The organism is Pseudomonas sp. SWRI111 (assembly GCF_014268555.1).
GTDB lineage: Bacteria > Pseudomonadota > Gammaproteobacteria > Pseudomonadales > Pseudomonadaceae > Aquipseudomonas > Aquipseudomonas hamedanensis.
Genome location: NZ_JABWQQ010000001.1, coordinates 149,966 through 167,383, shown reverse-complemented (window position 1 = coordinate 167,383; position 17,418 = coordinate 149,966). Strand labels below are relative to the sequence as shown.

Genomic DNA, 17,418 nt, shown 5'->3' with positions numbered 1-17,418 from the left:
CGAGGTCTTTATTAGCTCTGAAGCCGCTTGTGTCAACTGTCAGAAATTACAGGTATCGCGCCATTTGCCGCGTTTTCAGGCCAGCAATTCCTGGATCTTTTCCTGCAGCACGTCCAGGTCAAACGGTTTTTCAAGGATCGGCGCCTTGCTGGTAATCGGGCTGCCGGTCTCGCGGATTTCCTGCGGATAGCCGCTGATAAAAATCACTTTGAGGTCAGGTCGCAACTTCACGGCAGGTTCGGCGATCTGCACGCCGGAGATGCCGCCCGGCAAACGGTAGTCAGTGATCAACATGTCCAGGTGCGGTTTGCTGGCGAGGATTTCGAATGCCTGCTCGCCGTTTTCCGCTTGCAGTACGCGATAGCCCTGCCCTGACAAGTAATCGGTCAGAACCATCAAGATAACCGGTTCGTCTTCGACGACGAGTACAACATCTTGCGCATCTACGCTCATGGGAAGCCTTTGTTCGGTCAATAGCTGCTGATACGACCGTGTGGTCACTCAGAGGTTGCGTCGGATGTGCCGTTTTCCTGGATGGGCAGACAAACGCGAAACAGGGCGCCTTCGTTGATTTCACTCTCGACGACGATGGAGCCGCCATGGGCGGCGACGATCTGCTCGGAGATGAACAGACCCAGTCCGAGCCCGGCCACTACCGTCTTGGCGGAGACCCGTTCGAACTGTTGAAAAATACGCTTCTGGTTCTCGGCACTGATGCCGATGCCGTGATCCTGCACCTCGATACGCGCCTCGTCATCGACGCGGTAAACGCGCACCTGAATCGGACTGCGACCACCGTAACGCAAGGCGTTGGTCAGCAGATTGGACACCACCTGCTCGATCCGGAATTCATCCCAGTGCCCCTCCACCGGCTCCGCTGCGGTGAAAGACACTTCGGTTTCCGCCGCCTCGATCTGTTGCGCAAAGTTTTGCAGCAGATTGCTCACCAACTGCACCAGATCGAAATGGCTCGGCCGGATCGACAGCTTGCCGGTGCGAATGCGCGACACGTCGAGCATGTCTTCGATCAGCCGGATCAGGCTTTTGATCTGCCGTTCATCGCGGTCGACCATCGCGTGCATTTTGTCGAGCGTGAACGCCGAGGCGTTGTCGCGCGCCAGATGCATCTTGCGCAGTTGGGTTTCCAGTATCAGCCCGTTGAGTGGCGTGCGCACTTCGTGGGCGACGATTGACATGAAGTCATCACGCATACGCACGGCCTGCTCCAGCTCAAGCTGGGTACTCTGCAACTGCTGGAGCAAGGCTTCCTGCTCGCGGCGCGCCTGCTCCAGTGCTTCGACCTGCTGCTTCATCGCCTTGCTCTGGCGATACAAATCGACAAAGACGTTGACCTTGCTCTTCACCGCATGGATATCCAGCGGCTTGTGCAGGAAATCCACCGCACCGCTTTCGTAGCCCTTGAACGCATAGTTCAGTTCACGGCCGGCGGCGCTGACGAAGATGATCGGGATGTTCTTGGTTTTCTCGGTGCCGCGCATCAACTCGGCGAGTTCAAAGCCGTTCATGCCGGGCATTTGTACGTCGAGGATGGCCATGGCGAATTCGTGTTGCAGCAGCAGCGACAACGCTTCATCTGCCGACAGCGCCTTGTAGACGGTGCGGTCTTCACGCTTGATCAACGCTTCAAGGGCCAGCAGGTTTTCCGGCAGATCGTCGACGATCAGCAATTTGGCTTGGATATTACTCAGCATGCGATTCGTTCCAGCTCGACAAGCAGACGGCCGATGCCGTGAATGGTTAGGACATGATCCGGCTGGTGAACATTCAGCGCAGCCTGGGGCATGGTGGCAACTTGTGCTTCTGTTGGGTCCTGGACGATGGTCAGTCCGCCCCGCTGTTTGACGACAGCCAGGCCACGTGCGCCGTCGTGGTTGGCGCCGGTCAGCAATACGGCGGCCAATGTCGGGCCGTAAACGTCGGCGGCCGACTCGAACAGGTAATCGATCGAAGGCCGGGAGTGGTTCACGCGATCCTCGAGACTCAAGGACAGGCTGCGATCCTCCTCCACCGACAGGTGATAACCGGGGGTGGCGAAATACACCGTGCCGGCCTCGATATCCTGTTTGTCTTCGGCCTCTTTGACCGGCAGGGCCAGACGTCGGGCAAACACTTCGGCCAGCTGACTGCGGCGTTCTTCGGGCAGGTGCAGGACGATAATGATCGGCAGCACAAACCCTTGGCGCAGCGGGCCAAGCAGCGTCAACAGCGCTTCAACGCCGCCGGCCGACGCGCCGATCACAACAGCCTCGATTCGAGGCAGGCTTGGGGTGCCGTTCATGATTTGCGGTAGATCCGTTCTTGTTTCACCAGCGGCTCGAACTGGTTGGCGTAGCTGGAAAAATCCAGGGTTTCCTTGCTGCCCAGCACCAGAAAGCCACGGTGCGAGAGCGATTCATGGAACAGCCCGAACGCCCGGTCCTGGAGCTTCTTGTTGAAATAGATCAACACGTTACGGCAGGAGATCAACTGGGTTTCGGAGAACACACTGTCGGTGGCCAGGCTGTGGTCGGCGAAGGTCACGTTCTCGCACAGACTCTTGTCGAAAATCGCGTAACCGTACGCCGCCGTGTAATAGTCGGCGAACGAACACTGGCCGCCGGCCTGCTGGTAATTGGCAGTGTAGGCACGCACGTTCTCCATCGAGAAAATCCCTTGCTTGGCTTTATCCAGCGAGCGCGGGTTGATGTCGGTGGCGTAGATGATCGTGCGGTCAAGCAGGCCTTCTTCGCGCAACAGGATCGCCATCGAGTAGACCTCCTCGCCCGTGCTGCAGCCGGCAATCCAGATCTTCAGCGACGGATAGGTGCGCAGCAACGGCACCACTTCCTGGCGAATCGCGAGAAAGTGCGACGGATCGCGAAACATCTCGCTGACCGGGATCGTCAGCAATTGCAGCAGCTGCATGAATGCCGTCGGATCGTGCAGGACTTTCTCCTGCAACGCTGAAATCGTCGCGCACTCGAACTGGTTTAACGCATGCAGCACCCGGCGCTTGATCGATGCGCCGGAGTAATCGCGAAAATCGTAGCTGTACTTGAGATAGATCGCCTCGATCAGCAAGCGCAGTTCAATTTCGCTGTTTCGTTCACTTCGTTCCACTAGATGCGTTCCATCTTCGGTAACCACACGCGAATCAGCGAGAACAGGCGATCGAGATCAATCGGTTTGGCCAGATAGTCATTCGCGCCAGCCTGCAGGCAGCGTTCCTGGTCGTCTTTCATGGCCTTGGCCGTCACCGCAATGATCGGCAGCTTGCGCCAGCGCGGGTCCTTGCGGATCTCGACAGTGGCTTCGAACCCATCCATTTCCGGCATCATCACGTCCATCAACACCAGATCGATGTCTTCGACTTCGTTGAGTCTCTCAATGGCTTCACGGCCGTTACGGCCGATCACCACCACGGCGCCCTTGTGCTCCAGCGCACTGGTCAGGGCGAAAATGTTGCGGACATCGTCATCCACCAGCAGCACCTTGCGACCCTCGAAGACCTTGTCGCGGCTGCGTGCGGTCTTGAGCATCTTCTGCCGTTCATGGGACAGCTGCGATTCGACTTTGTGCAGAAAGAGTGTGACCTCGTCCAGCAGTCGCTCTGGCGATCGCGCGCCCTTGATGATGATCGAACGCGAATACTTGCGCAGTTCGGCCTCTTCATCGCGGGTCAGGTTGCGGCCGGTGTAGACGATGACCGGCGGGAACGAACAGATGTCTTCGGTGGACATGCGCTTGAGCAAGTCGTTGCCGAGCATGTCCGGCAGCTTCAGGTCGATCACCATGCAGTCGTAGATCGTGGTGCGCAATAGCTCCAGCGCGTCTTGGGCGAGGCCTACAGCGGTGATTTCGATGTCCTCATCGCCAATCAGCCGGGCAATGCTTTCGCGCTGCAAATCATCGTCCTCGACCAGCAGCACGCGCTTGACCTTCTGGGTCAGCTTGGCTTCGAGACGGGCGAACACATCTTTCAGTTCTTCACGGGTGGTGGGCTTGACCGCGTAGCCGATCGCGCCCATGTGCATCGCTGCCTCAACCCGGTCCTCGACCGAGATTACGTGCACCGGAATGTGTCGGGTTCCAGCGTGCTCCTTCAGGCGTTGCAACACAGTGAGACCAGAGTGATCCGGCAGGCGCATATCGAGGAGGATCGCGTCCGGGACGAACTCACGGGCCAGGTCGTAGCCTTCATCGGCGCCATGGGCTACCAGGCAGTGATAACCGAGTTCATGCGCCAGATCGTAGAGGATGTGTGCAAAGTTCGGCTCGTCTTCCACCACCAGAATGCACCGCGTGGCAAACGGTGCCTTGTCTCGGTCGTCGGCGAAGCGCGGAATGTGTACTGGCGCCAGCGGCGATACCACGGGCGTGGGCGCAGGTGCGACGGCCGCGCTCGGGGCCGGCGGGGTAAACGTCGAGGGCAGCGATGCGACCTGGTTGGACTCGCTGTAGTGTTGCGGCAATACCAGCGTGAAGACGCTGCCCTGCCCCGGTGTACTGGAGACGCTGATCGAACCACCGAGCAAAGTCGCCAGATCGCGGGAAATCGACAGCCCCAGTCCGGTGCCGCCGTACTTGCGATTGGTGGTGCCGTCGGCCTGGCGGAACGCTTCGAAAATGCTTTCCTGCTGATCGGCCGCAATGCCAATCCCCGAATCTTGCACAACGAAGGCAATGCTGTCGTTCGGCTGACCGCTGATGGTCAGACTGACGGCGCCTTGTTCGGTGAATTTCACGGCATTGGACAGCAGGTTCTTGATCACCTGCTCCAGACGCTGGCGATCGGTAAACAGCACCGACGGCGCGCCCGGGAGCAAATCGACACTGAACGTCAGGTGCTTGTCGGCGGCCACCGGTTCGAACAGGCTGCGCAGGCTGTCGGCCAGACGGGCGACGCTGGTGTTCTCCGGAACCACCTCGAGCTTGCCGGCTTCAACCTTGGAAATGTCCAGAATGTCGTTGATCAGGTTGAGCAGATCATTGCCTGCCGAATAGATGGACTCGGCAAACTTGACCTGTTCGGCGGTGAGGTTTTCGTGCGGATTTTCCGCCAGCAACTTGGCCAGAATCAGCGAACTGTTCAGCGGCGTGCGCAGTTCGTGGGACATGTTGGCGAGGAATTCGGACTTGTACTTGCTCGAACGCTGCAACTCTTCGGCGCGCTCTTCGAGCTGCACCTGAGCCTGGTTGAGCAAGTTGTTCTTCAAGTCCATGGCATCGCGTTGCTCGGCCAGGGTCTGCGCCTGCTCGGCAAGCTGCTCGTTGGTCTGCTCCAGTTCGACCTGCTGGGTCTCCAGGTGCGCCTGGGATTCCTTGAGGATCCGCGACTGTTCTTCCAGCTCTTCGTTGGCGGTTTTCAGCTCTTCCTGCTGCACTTGCAACTCTTCGTTGAGTTGCTGGGTTTCGGCGAGCACTTCCTGCAATCGCTGGCGGTAACGTGCCGCTTCGATCGACGTACCGATGTTGCCGGCGATCAGTTCCAGCAGGTCGATGTCGCGATCGGTCAATGGCCGCAGAAAGCCCAGTTCAATCACACCGTTGACCCGATCGTCGTCGCTGGTCGGCACCACCAGCACGCTGTGCGGCAGACCTTCGCCAAGACCCGAGCTGACCTTGAAGTAATCGGCCGGCACCGAGTCCAGACGAATCAGCCGCGCCTGCTGGGCGACTTGCCCGGCGATACCTTCGCCACTGTAGATCACCTGTTCCTGGTCTTCCTGCTCACGGGAGAAGCCGTAAGTGGCGACGCGCTTAAGGCCACCGTGTTCTTCACGCACATACAGCGCCGCGACGGCGGTTCCCAGGTATTGCGCGCAGAACTGCAGAATATTGCGGCCCAGCAGATTCAGTGTGAGTTGCCCCAACACCTGCTCGGCCAACTGCGTTTGCCCATTGCGCAGCCAGGCCTGGCGCTCCAGGCGTTGGGCGCTGGCCTCCTGTGCCGACAGGGTGGCGGAGTAACTCTGGGACAGGTTGACCAGATCGCGGCGGCCTATATAGGCAAGCAAGCCGCTGATCCCGGCGATGAACAGCAGGTACAGGCTGATACTCCAGACCGTCGTGCGGCGTACATCCTCGTTGCGCGTGGCGCGCAGGACCTGCTCGGTTTCGATCACGTCTTCAAACTGTTTACGAATCTCATCCGTCAGGCGCTTGCCCCGCCCCGCTTTCACCGCGCCGCGGTAATCGCCGCTGCTGCGCTGCAAATCAATCATCGACTGCGCGTAGTTGGCCCACTCGACCTGCAACGCCTGAAGACGACGCAGGCGATCGGTCTGAATAGGATTGTCCGCCGTCAATTCGAGCAGCGTGTTGAGCGCGACGGCGATACGCGGCTTGGCCGTTTCGTAGGGATCGAGAAAATGCTCATCGCCACTGAGCAGGTAACCGCGCATCCCGGTTTCGAGGTCGACGGTCAACTTGACCGCCTCGTTGGCGTTATTGATGACCCGGTCGGTGTGCTCGACCCACTGGATCACCGACAGCAGATAGGTAATCAGCGACACGAAGAACACCGCACTGATCGCGCCAACACCCAGCGGCAGGCTGATGTTGCGACTCAGAAGTTTACGAAACCGTTGTTCATCAACCGAAGACGGAGAGGACATGGGGCAGCCTTGTCGAACTGTTGAAAACCCGAGAGTTTGCCCCAAAACCACAGGCTGGATCCATTTTTCTGACAATATTGATGGCATTTTCCTACACGCCTGCCCTTTGTGATGGCAGCAGCAGTTATCCTTGTCGTCGCGCACGGCCCCGCTCTTTTTTTGTATCAGAACGGGAACTTGTGGCTATGCGCCATTTACTCATGCAAGAGTCCGGTGATTTTGATCGACCGGTATCCCCCGATTTCCTTCTTCCGAGAGTCCTGTCATGTCTGCCAACCCTGCCACCCCTGCCACCATCCTCGTCGTAGAAGACGACGACATCGTGCGCATGCTCATTGTCGATGTGCTTGAGGAGTTGGAATACACGGTTGTAGAGGCTGATGGTAGCGCTGAGGCGCAGGTAATCCTCAAGAATCTGGACACCCGCATCGATCTGATGATGACGGATGTGGGGCTACCCGGCATGGACGGTCGTGAACTTGCCACCGAAGCACGAAAGTCACGCCCGGAACTGCCTGTACTGTTCGCCAGTGGCTATGCCGAATCGATTGATGTCCCGAAAGACATGTACATGATCGGCAAGCCGTTTTCGATTGATCAACTACGCGATAAAGTAAACGGCATCTTGAAAAGTTAAATGACGTCGAAGCACCTTGTTATATTCAAGCACTCTTTGCAATGCTTAAACGCTTTCAATCACTAACCGCGCCTGCTTATCCTGAGTCAACTTGCTAATTAAGGCGTCACTCTATCGTGACGCCACAACCAACAAAAGTTGAAACCAATCCAACTCAGGAAGAACGGCATGCGCCTGATTTTTACAGATAAACCCCGCATTATTGATCGCTCCAACCTCGATAAAAATGAAAAAGCCAAAGTCATTGAAGCTTTAATCACCTGTTCCAGAATGGCTCATGATGAGGACTTCTGGTCGACTACCGGCTGGTTTTCGCACCTGCATGGTAAATCCAGATTCGGCAGCATTTTCATTCCGCGCGTGCCTGACAGCACCTTTGACGAAGTGTACGACCCGGCGCGCAACCTGTTGCAAAAAATGATCGCGAAGGAAGAGTTTTCATACCTTCCCAAGCAGTACGACCTTACCCTCGATGCCCGATTTGGCGTCGATGGCAACGGCGTACTGTTCGCACTCGAAATCACCGGTCGACGCGACGTACCCGTTGCAGCGAACAGCGAACTTGAAACGCTTGCTGCGTTCGCGAAAATAACCGGCGGTTATGTCTATACCGGCGAAGTCATTCAAATCGCACAATGGCTGGCGTTCGAAGGTTTGACTGCACCTGAATCACGCGACGAGTTAAACGAGCTGATCAGCTACTTGCAGTTCGAGATCCCCGCCGCGCCTGATGCCGGCGATTACCATGAACTACTGAACGCCCCAGAGGATTCGCCGTTTCATTTGTCGACCGCTGATCGCGACGTAATTACAGGCGTCATCGAGGAGGTCACACAGGGCAAGACACGCCTCTTGCAAAAGCTGGTCTTCGCCAATTTCAATGCTATTGCGGTTGTCGATAAACGCGAACACGCCGACAGATTCCTGAAAACATTCTTGAGCGGCAAAGTCGCCAGCAACCTGGGGCAGACGCTGCACGAGCGCCTCAACTGGCAACTGGAGGTGGACGAACAAGTACGCTCACGTCAACTTAAAGAGATGGTTGTGGCTGCGCTGGTCATCGACATGCAAGCCAAATCGAGTCTGGCCGGCTTCGATCCGTACCAACCTGCCAATGCAACGTTACAGGCAGCCCAGATACGCGAAGACTTTGAGGATCATCTGGTTGCTGCCGGCATGGCCGATCCGGACAGTGCGGCGTTGGCGGCGCACCTTCTGCTGGCCGGAGCAGCGCCTGAGCTACTGATACGAGACGTGCCTCCCGGGCTAACCTTGGGAAAGCCTGGCTGGATGGCTCTTTCCCGGGCAGTGGCCTTGATCGAACAGGCTTCGCCCGGCTCATCGCGACTGATGAAATACGCGCACATCATGGCGTTTTCCGAGCTGGCGCCGGTGTCACCCGAGCAAATTCAACTGCATCAGCAAGCGGGCGTTATGCCGGTGATCAACTGGGCAGTTCTCAACAGCGTTATACCCCACCGTGCAGCAAAGGATTACGACCAGGCCCAAGTGGTGACGGCCACGGCTTGCTTCAAGCGATACATGGAAGCCTTCGCGCAATCCGAAACCGGCTTGTCGACGCCGCCCCCCAGCCGAAGGAAAGTCGGACTTGAGGAGCTGCAAAAGGTAATGCCTGCCGGCGATTATCTGGAAAAGAAAGCTTATAAACTGAAATTTGTCGAAGGTTTAAGCGAGAATGGCTGGCTGGCACTCCTAGGCCATTCAAATCCGCTTGGCCATTGGGCCTTGTATCATGATTACCAGTTAAGCAAGACCGACAACAATCAAGATGCGATTAACCTTTTATTACGCATGCGCTTCTCGATCCTGGATCCTATCTTTCCGGCGACTTGATCGAAAACGGTAAGTTCACGCAGCGATTCGAGGCCCTGAGCGACTTCCGTCCGCCAGCCCAAGCGTTTGAGAAGCTATCACAACTAAAACCCGCCAATGACGTGTTCAAGCAAGCTGTCGATAATTACTACGACAGTGTACGAACAGCTCTGTCTTCTATTATCAAAATGGCTATCACGAGCCTGCCTGAACGCGACCGCTACGCATTGACCAACGGCAAGCTGTCGTTTTATACCGTGCGAAAAGAAGTCAACCCCCTCAATCCTAGTCAGGAAACACAGAGCGCCCGTGACGAAGCGATATGCCGCCACGGTATTATTGTCTGCTGCGAAAATCGCACTTCGTTGCGGGCCTATGAATTTTTCACACTGCGCGGCCTGTTTCGCGAACGCCCGGAACTGGCGGCGCTGCTAAATAGTACGGGTATCATCAATGACAACCCGAAGCTTTCCTTTACCGGCAGCAAATTCGATTTCCAACCCAAGAACAAAGCCCGCAACTGGCCACTGGATTATGCGGCGTACAACGAAGGAAGCGAAGCACGAAACGGCATCACTTCCAATGTAGTCGTTGAAAAACTTTGGCACTTGAGACTGGAAACTGCCAGCGTACAGCCCGTGCCTTTATTTTTTTCCCCCCAAGTCAACGATATCGCTGAGTTGCTGCTGACCCATCATCCGGTGGCCAGCCGGGAGGAAATATATGGCTCGCTGAATGTCCCGACTGAACTTGAGGAGTGGCGCACCACAAAAGAGAAGGTAGAAACCCTGCTGATCAACATCGTCGTCCCCTTCAAGCAATGTATCGAGGATATCCGCTCGGGGCAGACGGACCGGGTCGCTGAAGGCATTGGTGGATGTGTGCTCGACGGACTTTCCATCATCGGATTGATGATCGGCGTGGGGGCGTCGGTGGCGAGCATCGTCGCCAAAACCGGTTCGACCACAGCGAAAATATTGAAGATCGCCAGCACTGTCGCTCGTGCTGCCGTGTCTGTTTTCAACCCCCTCGACGGGCTCCCGGCGTTGGCACAGGGAGGCTTTCGTTATGCCAAGCGCGGCATCGTTTACGTGGGCAAGCACTCCCTGAACGCTATCAGCACGGCAACCGGCCAGTTGAAGAAACTCGCCATCGGCACCGATATTCATCCGTTGATCAAGGCCGGCAGTCTGAGCGACGTGCGCGTGGCTGCGTGGCGTCATGCCGATGATCTGGGCGATGCAATTGATCTTGCAGTGCTGCCACGCAATAAGGAGTGGCACGCACTGAATATCAAAACCGGTGGCGCGTGGGGGCCGCGCCTGAAGGTCCAGGGCTTAGGTGATTTTTCACGTTTGAGACAACTGTTGGGGCTTAACAAGCCGCACAGCTACACGCGAGGATATTTGACGAAGGCGATTCCGCACGCCAAAAGCAAGTTGGATAACGCGATCAGCACACTGTCGAATGCACCTGACGAAGAAGTACGTGCCGTTTTGAAACACGTATTCGGCACTGACTCCGCCGCCGCCGCGGAGAATCTGGTCGATAACATGCGCGTCATGCGCTCAGACCTTGATTCGTTGAAGTTGTCTAATATTGAGTTTCGCCCGGCGACGGATAGCGCCGTTGCGGCTCTGTCACCGCCGGCCTACATGCGTTGGAAGGAAGGACTCGCGGGCGGGGTTAAATACGACAAGTCGGCGACACGCTTTCTAAGCGTGTTTCCAACTAATCTGGACGACCACTACAAGCTAAACAGATATGACGATGCCGCTATCGGTGACGTGCTGGTGCATGAAATGTCACACGGCGGCCCCAATACCTTTGATATGTATTATGCGGTCAACTTCCCGGATTCGTTAAAAGGCGAATTTGATGCGGCTGCATTGCTCGACTTTGCGCGGAACCCGCACAAAGCCCACCCCAACAACCTGTTCAATCCTCACACAAGTTTCCACCGGCCTCACTTTGAGCTGTTCGAAAAAGCCAAGAGCAGCTTTCCACAGGTTGTCCAGGACTACCCCGCGCTGGCGAATGCGGAATCCTATTTATTGGCCGTCGCATTGCTTGACCAACGCAAGACCCTTCCTGACCAGTTCGCCGCTAATTTGCAAACCATTGAACAGGGAGTGAAAAACACCACAACGCTGGGTTTCATTGATGGCCCGGTGCTGCTCGGTCTCTCGAAAACGCCTCGCCCGCTCCCATGATCCACTAGCCTGAATCAAGGCGCATCCGGCCACCTTCACTGTGGTTTAATTGCGCCTTTTTTCGCCAGTACTCAAGGATCCAAACATGACTCGCCCCTGCGCCACCAAAGTTCTGGTTATCGGTTATGTCTGGCCCGAACCCCGTTCTTCGGCGGCCAGCGGGCATGTCATGCAGATACTCGAAACGTTCCAGCGGCAAGGCTGGGACATCACCTTCAGCAGTCCGGCCGGGCCCGGTGAACACAAGGCCGATCTCGCCTCGCTGGGCATCCGCGAAGTCGCCATCGAGTTGAACAACAGCAGTTTCGACGCGTTCATCACAGAACTTGCACCGGACATCGTGCTGTTCGACCAATTCATGATGGAAGAACAGTTCGGCTGGCGCGTGGAAAAGCACTGCCCGAACGCGTTACGCGTACTGGAAACCTCCGATCTGCAAAGTCTGCGACATGCGCGACATCAACGGCTCAAAGAACGATTGAAAGCCAACACTGACCAAGATGACTTCAGTGAGTTGTTCCGTCCTGCCCTGCGCGAAGAGTTTGAACGGATGGCCGACACCGATATGGCCAAACGCGAAATCGCCGCATTGTATCGCTGCGACTTGAACCTGATGATTTCTGAAGTCGAAATCGAACTGCTGGTCGAGCAATTCGGCTTGCCACGCGACTTGCTCCATTGGTGTCCGCTGATGATTGATCCGCCGGCAACGGCGCACCGCGCATTTGCCCAGCGGGCACATTTCCTCAGCATCGGCAACTTCCGCCACGCGCCGAACTGGGACGCCGTACTCTGGATGAAAACCACACTCTGGCCGTTGATCCGTCAGCGACTTCCCGACGCCCGGTTGCACGTTTATGGCGCTTATACACCGCCGAAAGCCACAGCCCTGCACAATGCCGCTCAAGGGTTTCACGTGATGAACTGGGCGGAAGATGCCTTGCAGGTGATGTCCGAGGCGCGCATTTGTCTGGCGCCCTTGCGCTTCGGTGCGGGCATCAAAGGCAAGCTGATCGATGCCATGCTCTGTGGCACTCCAAGCGTGACCACGCCTGTCGGTGCCGAGGCCATGCATGGCCCGCATGCCTGGCCTGGCGCGGTCGAAAGCTCGGCATCGGCGCTGGCCGACGCGGCCGTCCAGCTTTATCAGGACGAAACACGCTGGCAAGCAGCCCAATCGACCGGTGATGCCTTGCTCGCCGAACGCTATCAGCAAGCGATACACGGCCCCGCGCTGATAGAAAAGTTGCAGTTCTGCCGGCAGCACTTACAAACCCGTAGAAACAATAATTTTACCGGCAGCATGTTACGACATCATCTCCACAAAAGTACGCAATACATGGCGCAATGGATTGAAGCAAAGAACCAGCGCGATTGATTACAGCAATTCTGGTACATCCATTTACATATAACTCGCATTAAAACAAGCATTGGCTCAACAAGAAACAACCACTATAACGTTCCTGCGAAAACAACTTCTGCCTCCGCACAAAACAACACAGGAACAACCACATGAACAATGGAACAAGTATCCAGGCACACCAATGGATGGCTGATACGCCGCACATCGATAACTTATCGCTGATGGAACTGACATTACCCGGCACACACAACGCGGGCTGCGACTGGGAAGCTTCCTACCCGCTGATTCCTGGAGCCAACTGGCTCGCGTGTCAGGACGTGCCGTTTTATTCGCAATTGAATCGCGGCGCAAGGGCACTTGACGTCCGACTCATTTATGACGCGAAAGCTTCAGGCTTCAATAAGTTTCGCTTCCAACACAGCAATTACCGTTCTACTCGACATTTGGGTGATCTTGTTCGCGACATTAATGGTTTTCTGGAGCGAAGCAGCGACGAGTTTATCGTTCTGGATTTCCATGAACTTGCCGATGGCAGCACCAAATTCAATCACGCCGAGTTCAAACAACTGATGCTGCAACATCTGGGCGAACGGATGATCCCGCCGGACCATCGCCGCTTGACCCTTGGCGAGCTGAAAGACATCAGTCGTAGGCAAAGAGTGTTGGTGGCGGCATCCGTGCCTTGGACAGTTGACCAAGGCACATTCGACAGGCAGATCGATCATCGCTGGATCGGGCAGGCGCAGGTCAGCACCTCGGAACTGCAGCGCTTCATCACCGAAGTAATGAGCAATCCGCCGGGCACATGGGACATGTGGTCCCTGTCAGCGACCTGCTACACCCTCGGTGGTCCGCAGCGAATTCTCGACGAACTGGACGATTGGTTCGATCCGGCCAGAACAGACTGGGCGAAGAAGTGCAACATCATCAACTTCGACTTCATCAAAAATTCGAACATCGTGAAGTTCTGCCTGGAGGTCAATCGGCAGAAAGCCATGGATAAATCGGCGCTCGAACGCAACCGACAGGGCCGTTGACCGTCACGGTGCGCTGGCACAAGGCGCGCGGAACGAGGCATGATCGGCAGGCGATAACAAGAAAAGTACCGAGCCATGACCCGAACCGCCCGTGTGACCGACCCTTCTTACGAGTTGATGGATGACCACAACGGGTTATCCATCATCTACCGCCAGCATGGCTTTCCCTGCCCGCTGGTGCGCTGGCATTTCCACAAGGAATACGAACTGCACTTGATCGTCGCCAGTTCCGGCAAAGTGTTCATCGGCGATTACATCGGCAACTTCTATCCCGAGACGCTGTTTCTTACCGGCCCGAATCTGCCGCACAACTGGATCAGCCAGGTGGCCGAGGATGAAGTGGTGGAAAAGCGCGACATGCTGGTTAATTTCACCGATGAGTTGTTCGAAAGCGGCCACCAGGTCTTCGCCGAGCTTAAATCCTTGGCGCCGTTGCTGGAGCGTGCCCAGTACGGCATCGAATTCCGCTGCAAGCGCACGATCCGTCAAGCCATGACCCTGATGCAGCGCATCGCCGACAGTCAGGGCATCACCCGCCTCGGACACTTTTTCATCTTGATGGAGTTGCTGGCGGCGAGCGACGATTTTCAGCTGTTGTCCGGTGCCACCACACCGCAACTGGCGGACGAGCACAACATCGACCGCACCAACCGTGCAGTCGATTACATCTTCAGCCACTATGCCCGGGACATCTCCCTGGAAGAAGTCGCCGACCATCTGGGCATGACCCCCACCTATTTCAGCCGCGTGTTCAAACAGGCCACCGGGCGCAACTTCATCGAGTTCGTCAATCGCCTGCGCATCAGCAAGTCCTGCGAATTGCTGGCCGACGGTGATAAACCGGTCACCGAGGTGTGTTTCGAATCGGGCTTCAACAATATTTCCAACTTCAATCGGCGGTTTCAGCAGCTCAAGGGCATGACGCCGTCGCATTATCGGCGATTGGCTGTCCAGCGACTGACGGAACAAAATCTCGGCTAATGCATAAATACCCATGTAGGAGTGAGCCTGCTCGCGATAGCGGTGTGTCAGCCCCGAATGTATCGACTGACACACTGCTATCGCGAGCAGGCTCACTCCTACAGGGGGCTGTGTAGGTATCCGAAACCTGTACACATCGGATGAGCCCTGGCCGCTGCAATCCCCCACCCTGCGTTCCCGTCGCCAAAGCCCAGTGCAAAAAAGTATCAACAAAAGTGCGACGGATGATTTGTCACCCAAGTGATTGACCGTTGTAATCAGCGCAGATTCTTCCTGCATTCGGAAGACACAAAAACAATAACTGTCCTTCTGCGACCCGCCGGGTGCAGAAAAGGAGTGCACGATGCAACCCACTGCAAAAGCTCTGCTGGCCCTCACCTGCATGACCCTCAGCAGCGTCAGCCTTGGCGCCCAGACGCTGACCATCGCCACCGTCAATAACAGCGATATGATCCGCATGCAAAAGCTCTCGAAAACCTTCGAGACCGAGCATCCGGACATCAAGCTCAATTGGGTGGTGCTGGAAGAGAATGTCCTGCGTCAGCGCCTGACCACCGATATCGCCACTCAGGGCGGGCAGTTCGATGTGCTGACCATCGGCATGTACGAAGCAGCACTCTGGGGCGGCAAGGGCTGGCTGGAGCCGATGAAGGATCTGCCGGCCGATTACGCCCTCGACGACGTGTTCCCGTCGGTACGCGAAGGCTTGTCGGTCAAGGGTTCGCTGTATGCCCTGCCGTTCTACGCGGAAAGTTCGATCACCTATTACCGCACCGACCTGTTCAAGAATGCCGGGCTGACCATGCCGGAGCGGCCGACCTGGGAACAGATTGCCGGGTTCGCGGAAAAGCTCACTCAGAAAGACAAAGAGCAGTACGGCATCTGCCTGCGCGGCAAGGCCGGTTGGGGCGAGAACATGGCGCTGATTACCACGGTCGCCAATGCTTACGGCGCGCGCTGGTTCGATGAGCAGTGGGAACCCGAATTCAGCGGTCCCGAGTGGAAAAACGCGCTGAACTTCTACGTCGATACCATGAAAAAATCCGGCCCGCCGGGTGCCTCCAGCAATGGTTTCAACGAGAACCTTGCGCTGTTCAACAGCGGCAAATGCGCGATCTGGGTCGATGCCAGCGTGGCGGGGTCATTCGTCACCGACAAAACCCAAAGCAAGGTCGCCGATCACGTCGGCTTCACCTTTGCCCCACATCAGGTCACCGATAAAGGTTCAGCGTGGCTGTATTCCTGGGCTCTGGCGATTCCGACCAGCTCCAAGTCCAAAGACGCGGCGAAAGTCTTCAGCGCCTGGGCCACCTCCAAAGCGTATGGCGAACTGGTCGCCAAGACCGACGGCATCGCTAACGTGCCGCCGGGCACCCGCGCCTCGACCTACAGCGATGCGTACATGAGCGCCGCGCCGTTTGCCAAGGTGACGCTGGAATCGCTGAAAGCAGCCGACCCGAGCAAACCGACGCTAAAACCGGTGCCTTACATCGGTATTCAGCTGGTGACCATTCCTGAGTTCCAGGCCGTGGGCACCCAGGTCGGCAAGCTGTTCTCGGCGGCGCTGATCGGCCAGAGCTCGGTGGATCAAGCCCTCACCGCGGCCCAGCAAACCACTGAGCGCGAGATGAAGCGCGCGGGTTATCCCAAGTAGTTCCCACGGTTCGCTCTTGCCTTTTGTAGGAGTGAGCCTGCTCGCGATAGCGGTTTTCCATCCAGCCAAGTGGTGACTGCCACACCGCTATCGCGAGCAGGCTCACTCCTACAGGGGATCTTCATTTGCCTGTCGGAAATCGGTTACTGCCATGAATACTTCAACTGCCAAAGCCCAGCTCGACCTTGCGCCACCCCAGCGCAAAATCCGCGTGCGCAATCCCGGCTGGTTTCTGGTCAGCCCTTCGGTGGCGCTATTGCTGCTGTGGATGATCGTGCCGCTGGGCATGACCGTGTACTTTTCGATGATCCGCTACAACCTGCTTTACCCCGGTGAAAACCAGTTCGTGGGGCTGGAAAACTTCACTTACTTCCTGAGCGATTCGGGGTTCATGCCCGGTGCGACCAACACTCTGCTGCTGGTTGGCAGCGTGTTGCTGATCAGCGTGGTGTGCGGCGTGTTGATCAGCGCCTTGCTGGAGGCCTCCGAATTTCTTGGTCGCGGCATCGTCCGGGTGATGCTGATATCGCCGTTTTTCATCATGCCCACGGTTGGCGCGCTGATCTGGAAGAACCTGATCTTCCATCCGGTCTCCGGGATCCTCGCCTACATCTGGAAACTGTTCGGGGCGCAACCGGTGGACTGGCTCGCGCACTACCCGCTGCTGTCGATCATCATCATTGTTTCGTGGCAGTGGTTGCCCTTCGCGATCCTGATCCTGATGACCGCCATGCAGTCGCTGGATCAGGAGCAGAAAGAAGCCGCACGCCTGGACGGTGCCGGCCCGATCGCGATTTTCTGGCACCTGACCCTGCCGCACCTGGCGCGGCCGATTGCCGTGGTGGTGATGATCGAGACGATTTTCCTGCTCTCGGTGTTCGCCGAGATTTTCACCACCACCAACGGTGGCCCCGGTTACGCCTCGACCAACCTCGCCTACCTGATCTACAACCAGGCGCTGGTGCAGTTTGACGTCGGCATGGCTTCGGCAGGCGGCTTGATTGCCGTGGTCATTGCCAACATCGCCGCGATCATTCTGGTACGGATGATCGGCAAAAACCTGACTGACAAAGCCTGAGGCCT

13 protein-coding genes are annotated in these 17,418 nt (G+C 56.9%); 8 read left to right on the top strand and 5 right to left on the bottom strand.

What is annotated here, in order from left to right:
• Positions 1-75 precede the first annotated feature (75 nt).
• Genes HU755_RS00685 through HU755_RS00665 form a run of 5 tightly spaced genes read right to left on the bottom strand, consistent with a single transcriptional unit; the run spans position 76 to position 6,617 of the window.
• A complete protein-coding gene (locus HU755_RS00685; RefSeq protein WP_186618993.1) occupies positions 76-453 on the bottom strand; it encodes a response regulator in 378 nt (125 codons plus the stop codon).
• A gap of 44 nt (positions 454-497) precedes the next feature.
• Positions 498-1,712 carry a hybrid sensor histidine kinase/response regulator gene (locus tag HU755_RS00680; protein ID WP_186551429.1) on the bottom strand — a complete coding sequence of 405 codons (1,215 nt, stop codon included), beginning with the start codon at positions 1,710-1,712 and terminating at the stop codon, positions 498-500.
• Positions 1,706-2,299 (bottom strand): chemotaxis protein CheB, encoded by a 594-nt coding sequence (locus tag HU755_RS00675; RefSeq protein ID WP_186551428.1) that lies wholly within the window; start codon positions 2,297-2,299, stop codon positions 1,706-1,708. The genes HU755_RS00680 and HU755_RS00675 overlap by 7 nt, the downstream gene beginning before the upstream one ends.
• On the bottom strand, positions 2,296-3,120 hold the full coding sequence (locus HU755_RS00670) for a protein-glutamate O-methyltransferase CheR (protein ID WP_186551427.1): 825 nt from the start codon (positions 3,118-3,120) through the stop codon (positions 2,296-2,298). The genes HU755_RS00675 and HU755_RS00670 overlap by 4 nt, the downstream gene beginning before the upstream one ends.
• Positions 3,120-6,617, bottom strand: a complete 3,498-nt coding sequence (locus tag HU755_RS00665; RefSeq protein ID WP_186630226.1) for a response regulator — start codon at positions 6,615-6,617, stop codon at positions 3,120-3,122. The genes HU755_RS00670 and HU755_RS00665 overlap by 1 nt, the downstream gene beginning before the upstream one ends.
• Positions 6,618-6,882: 265 nt before the next feature.
• On the opposite strand from HU755_RS00665, the gene HU755_RS00660 reads away from it, so the two are divergent.
• The 8 genes from HU755_RS00660 to HU755_RS00630 all read left to right on the top strand — a co-directional run bounded on the left by HU755_RS00660 (position 6,883) and on the right by HU755_RS00630 (position 17,413).
• A complete protein-coding gene (locus HU755_RS00660) occupies positions 6,883-7,254 on the top strand; it encodes a response regulator (protein WP_186618996.1) in 372 nt (123 codons plus the stop codon).
• A gap of 168 nt (positions 7,255-7,422) precedes the next feature.
• Positions 7,423-9,108, top strand: a complete 1,686-nt coding sequence (locus HU755_RS27375) for a hypothetical protein (protein ID WP_238349928.1) — start codon at positions 7,423-7,425, stop codon at positions 9,106-9,108.
• Positions 9,105-11,300 carry a hypothetical protein gene (locus HU755_RS27370; protein ID WP_238349924.1) on the top strand — a complete coding sequence of 732 codons (2,196 nt, stop codon included), beginning with the start codon at positions 9,105-9,107 and terminating at the stop codon, positions 11,298-11,300. Before HU755_RS27375 ends, HU755_RS27370 begins: the two co-directional genes overlap by 4 nt.
• Before the next feature lie 85 nt (positions 11,301-11,385).
• Positions 11,386-12,678, top strand: a complete 1,293-nt coding sequence (locus HU755_RS00650; RefSeq protein WP_186630225.1) for a glycosyltransferase — start codon at positions 11,386-11,388, stop codon at positions 12,676-12,678.
• A gap of 134 nt (positions 12,679-12,812) precedes the next feature.
• A complete protein-coding gene (locus tag HU755_RS00645) occupies positions 12,813-13,700 on the top strand; it encodes a phospholipase (protein WP_186630224.1) in 888 nt (295 codons plus the stop codon).
• Between the two features lie 75 nt (positions 13,701-13,775).
• Positions 13,776-14,681, top strand: a complete 906-nt coding sequence (locus tag HU755_RS00640; protein ID WP_186630223.1) for an AraC family transcriptional regulator — start codon at positions 13,776-13,778, stop codon at positions 14,679-14,681.
• Positions 14,682-15,024: 343 nt separating this feature from the next.
• Positions 15,025-16,335, top strand: coding sequence for a sugar ABC transporter substrate-binding protein (locus tag HU755_RS00635; RefSeq protein ID WP_186630222.1), 1,311 nt, complete (start codon positions 15,025-15,027; stop codon positions 16,333-16,335).
• Positions 16,336-16,486: 151 nt separating this feature from the next.
• Entirely contained in the window at positions 16,487-17,413 is a 927-nt protein-coding gene (locus HU755_RS00630; RefSeq protein ID WP_186630221.1) for a carbohydrate ABC transporter permease, read from the top strand.
• Positions 17,414-17,418: the final 5 nt, after the last annotated feature.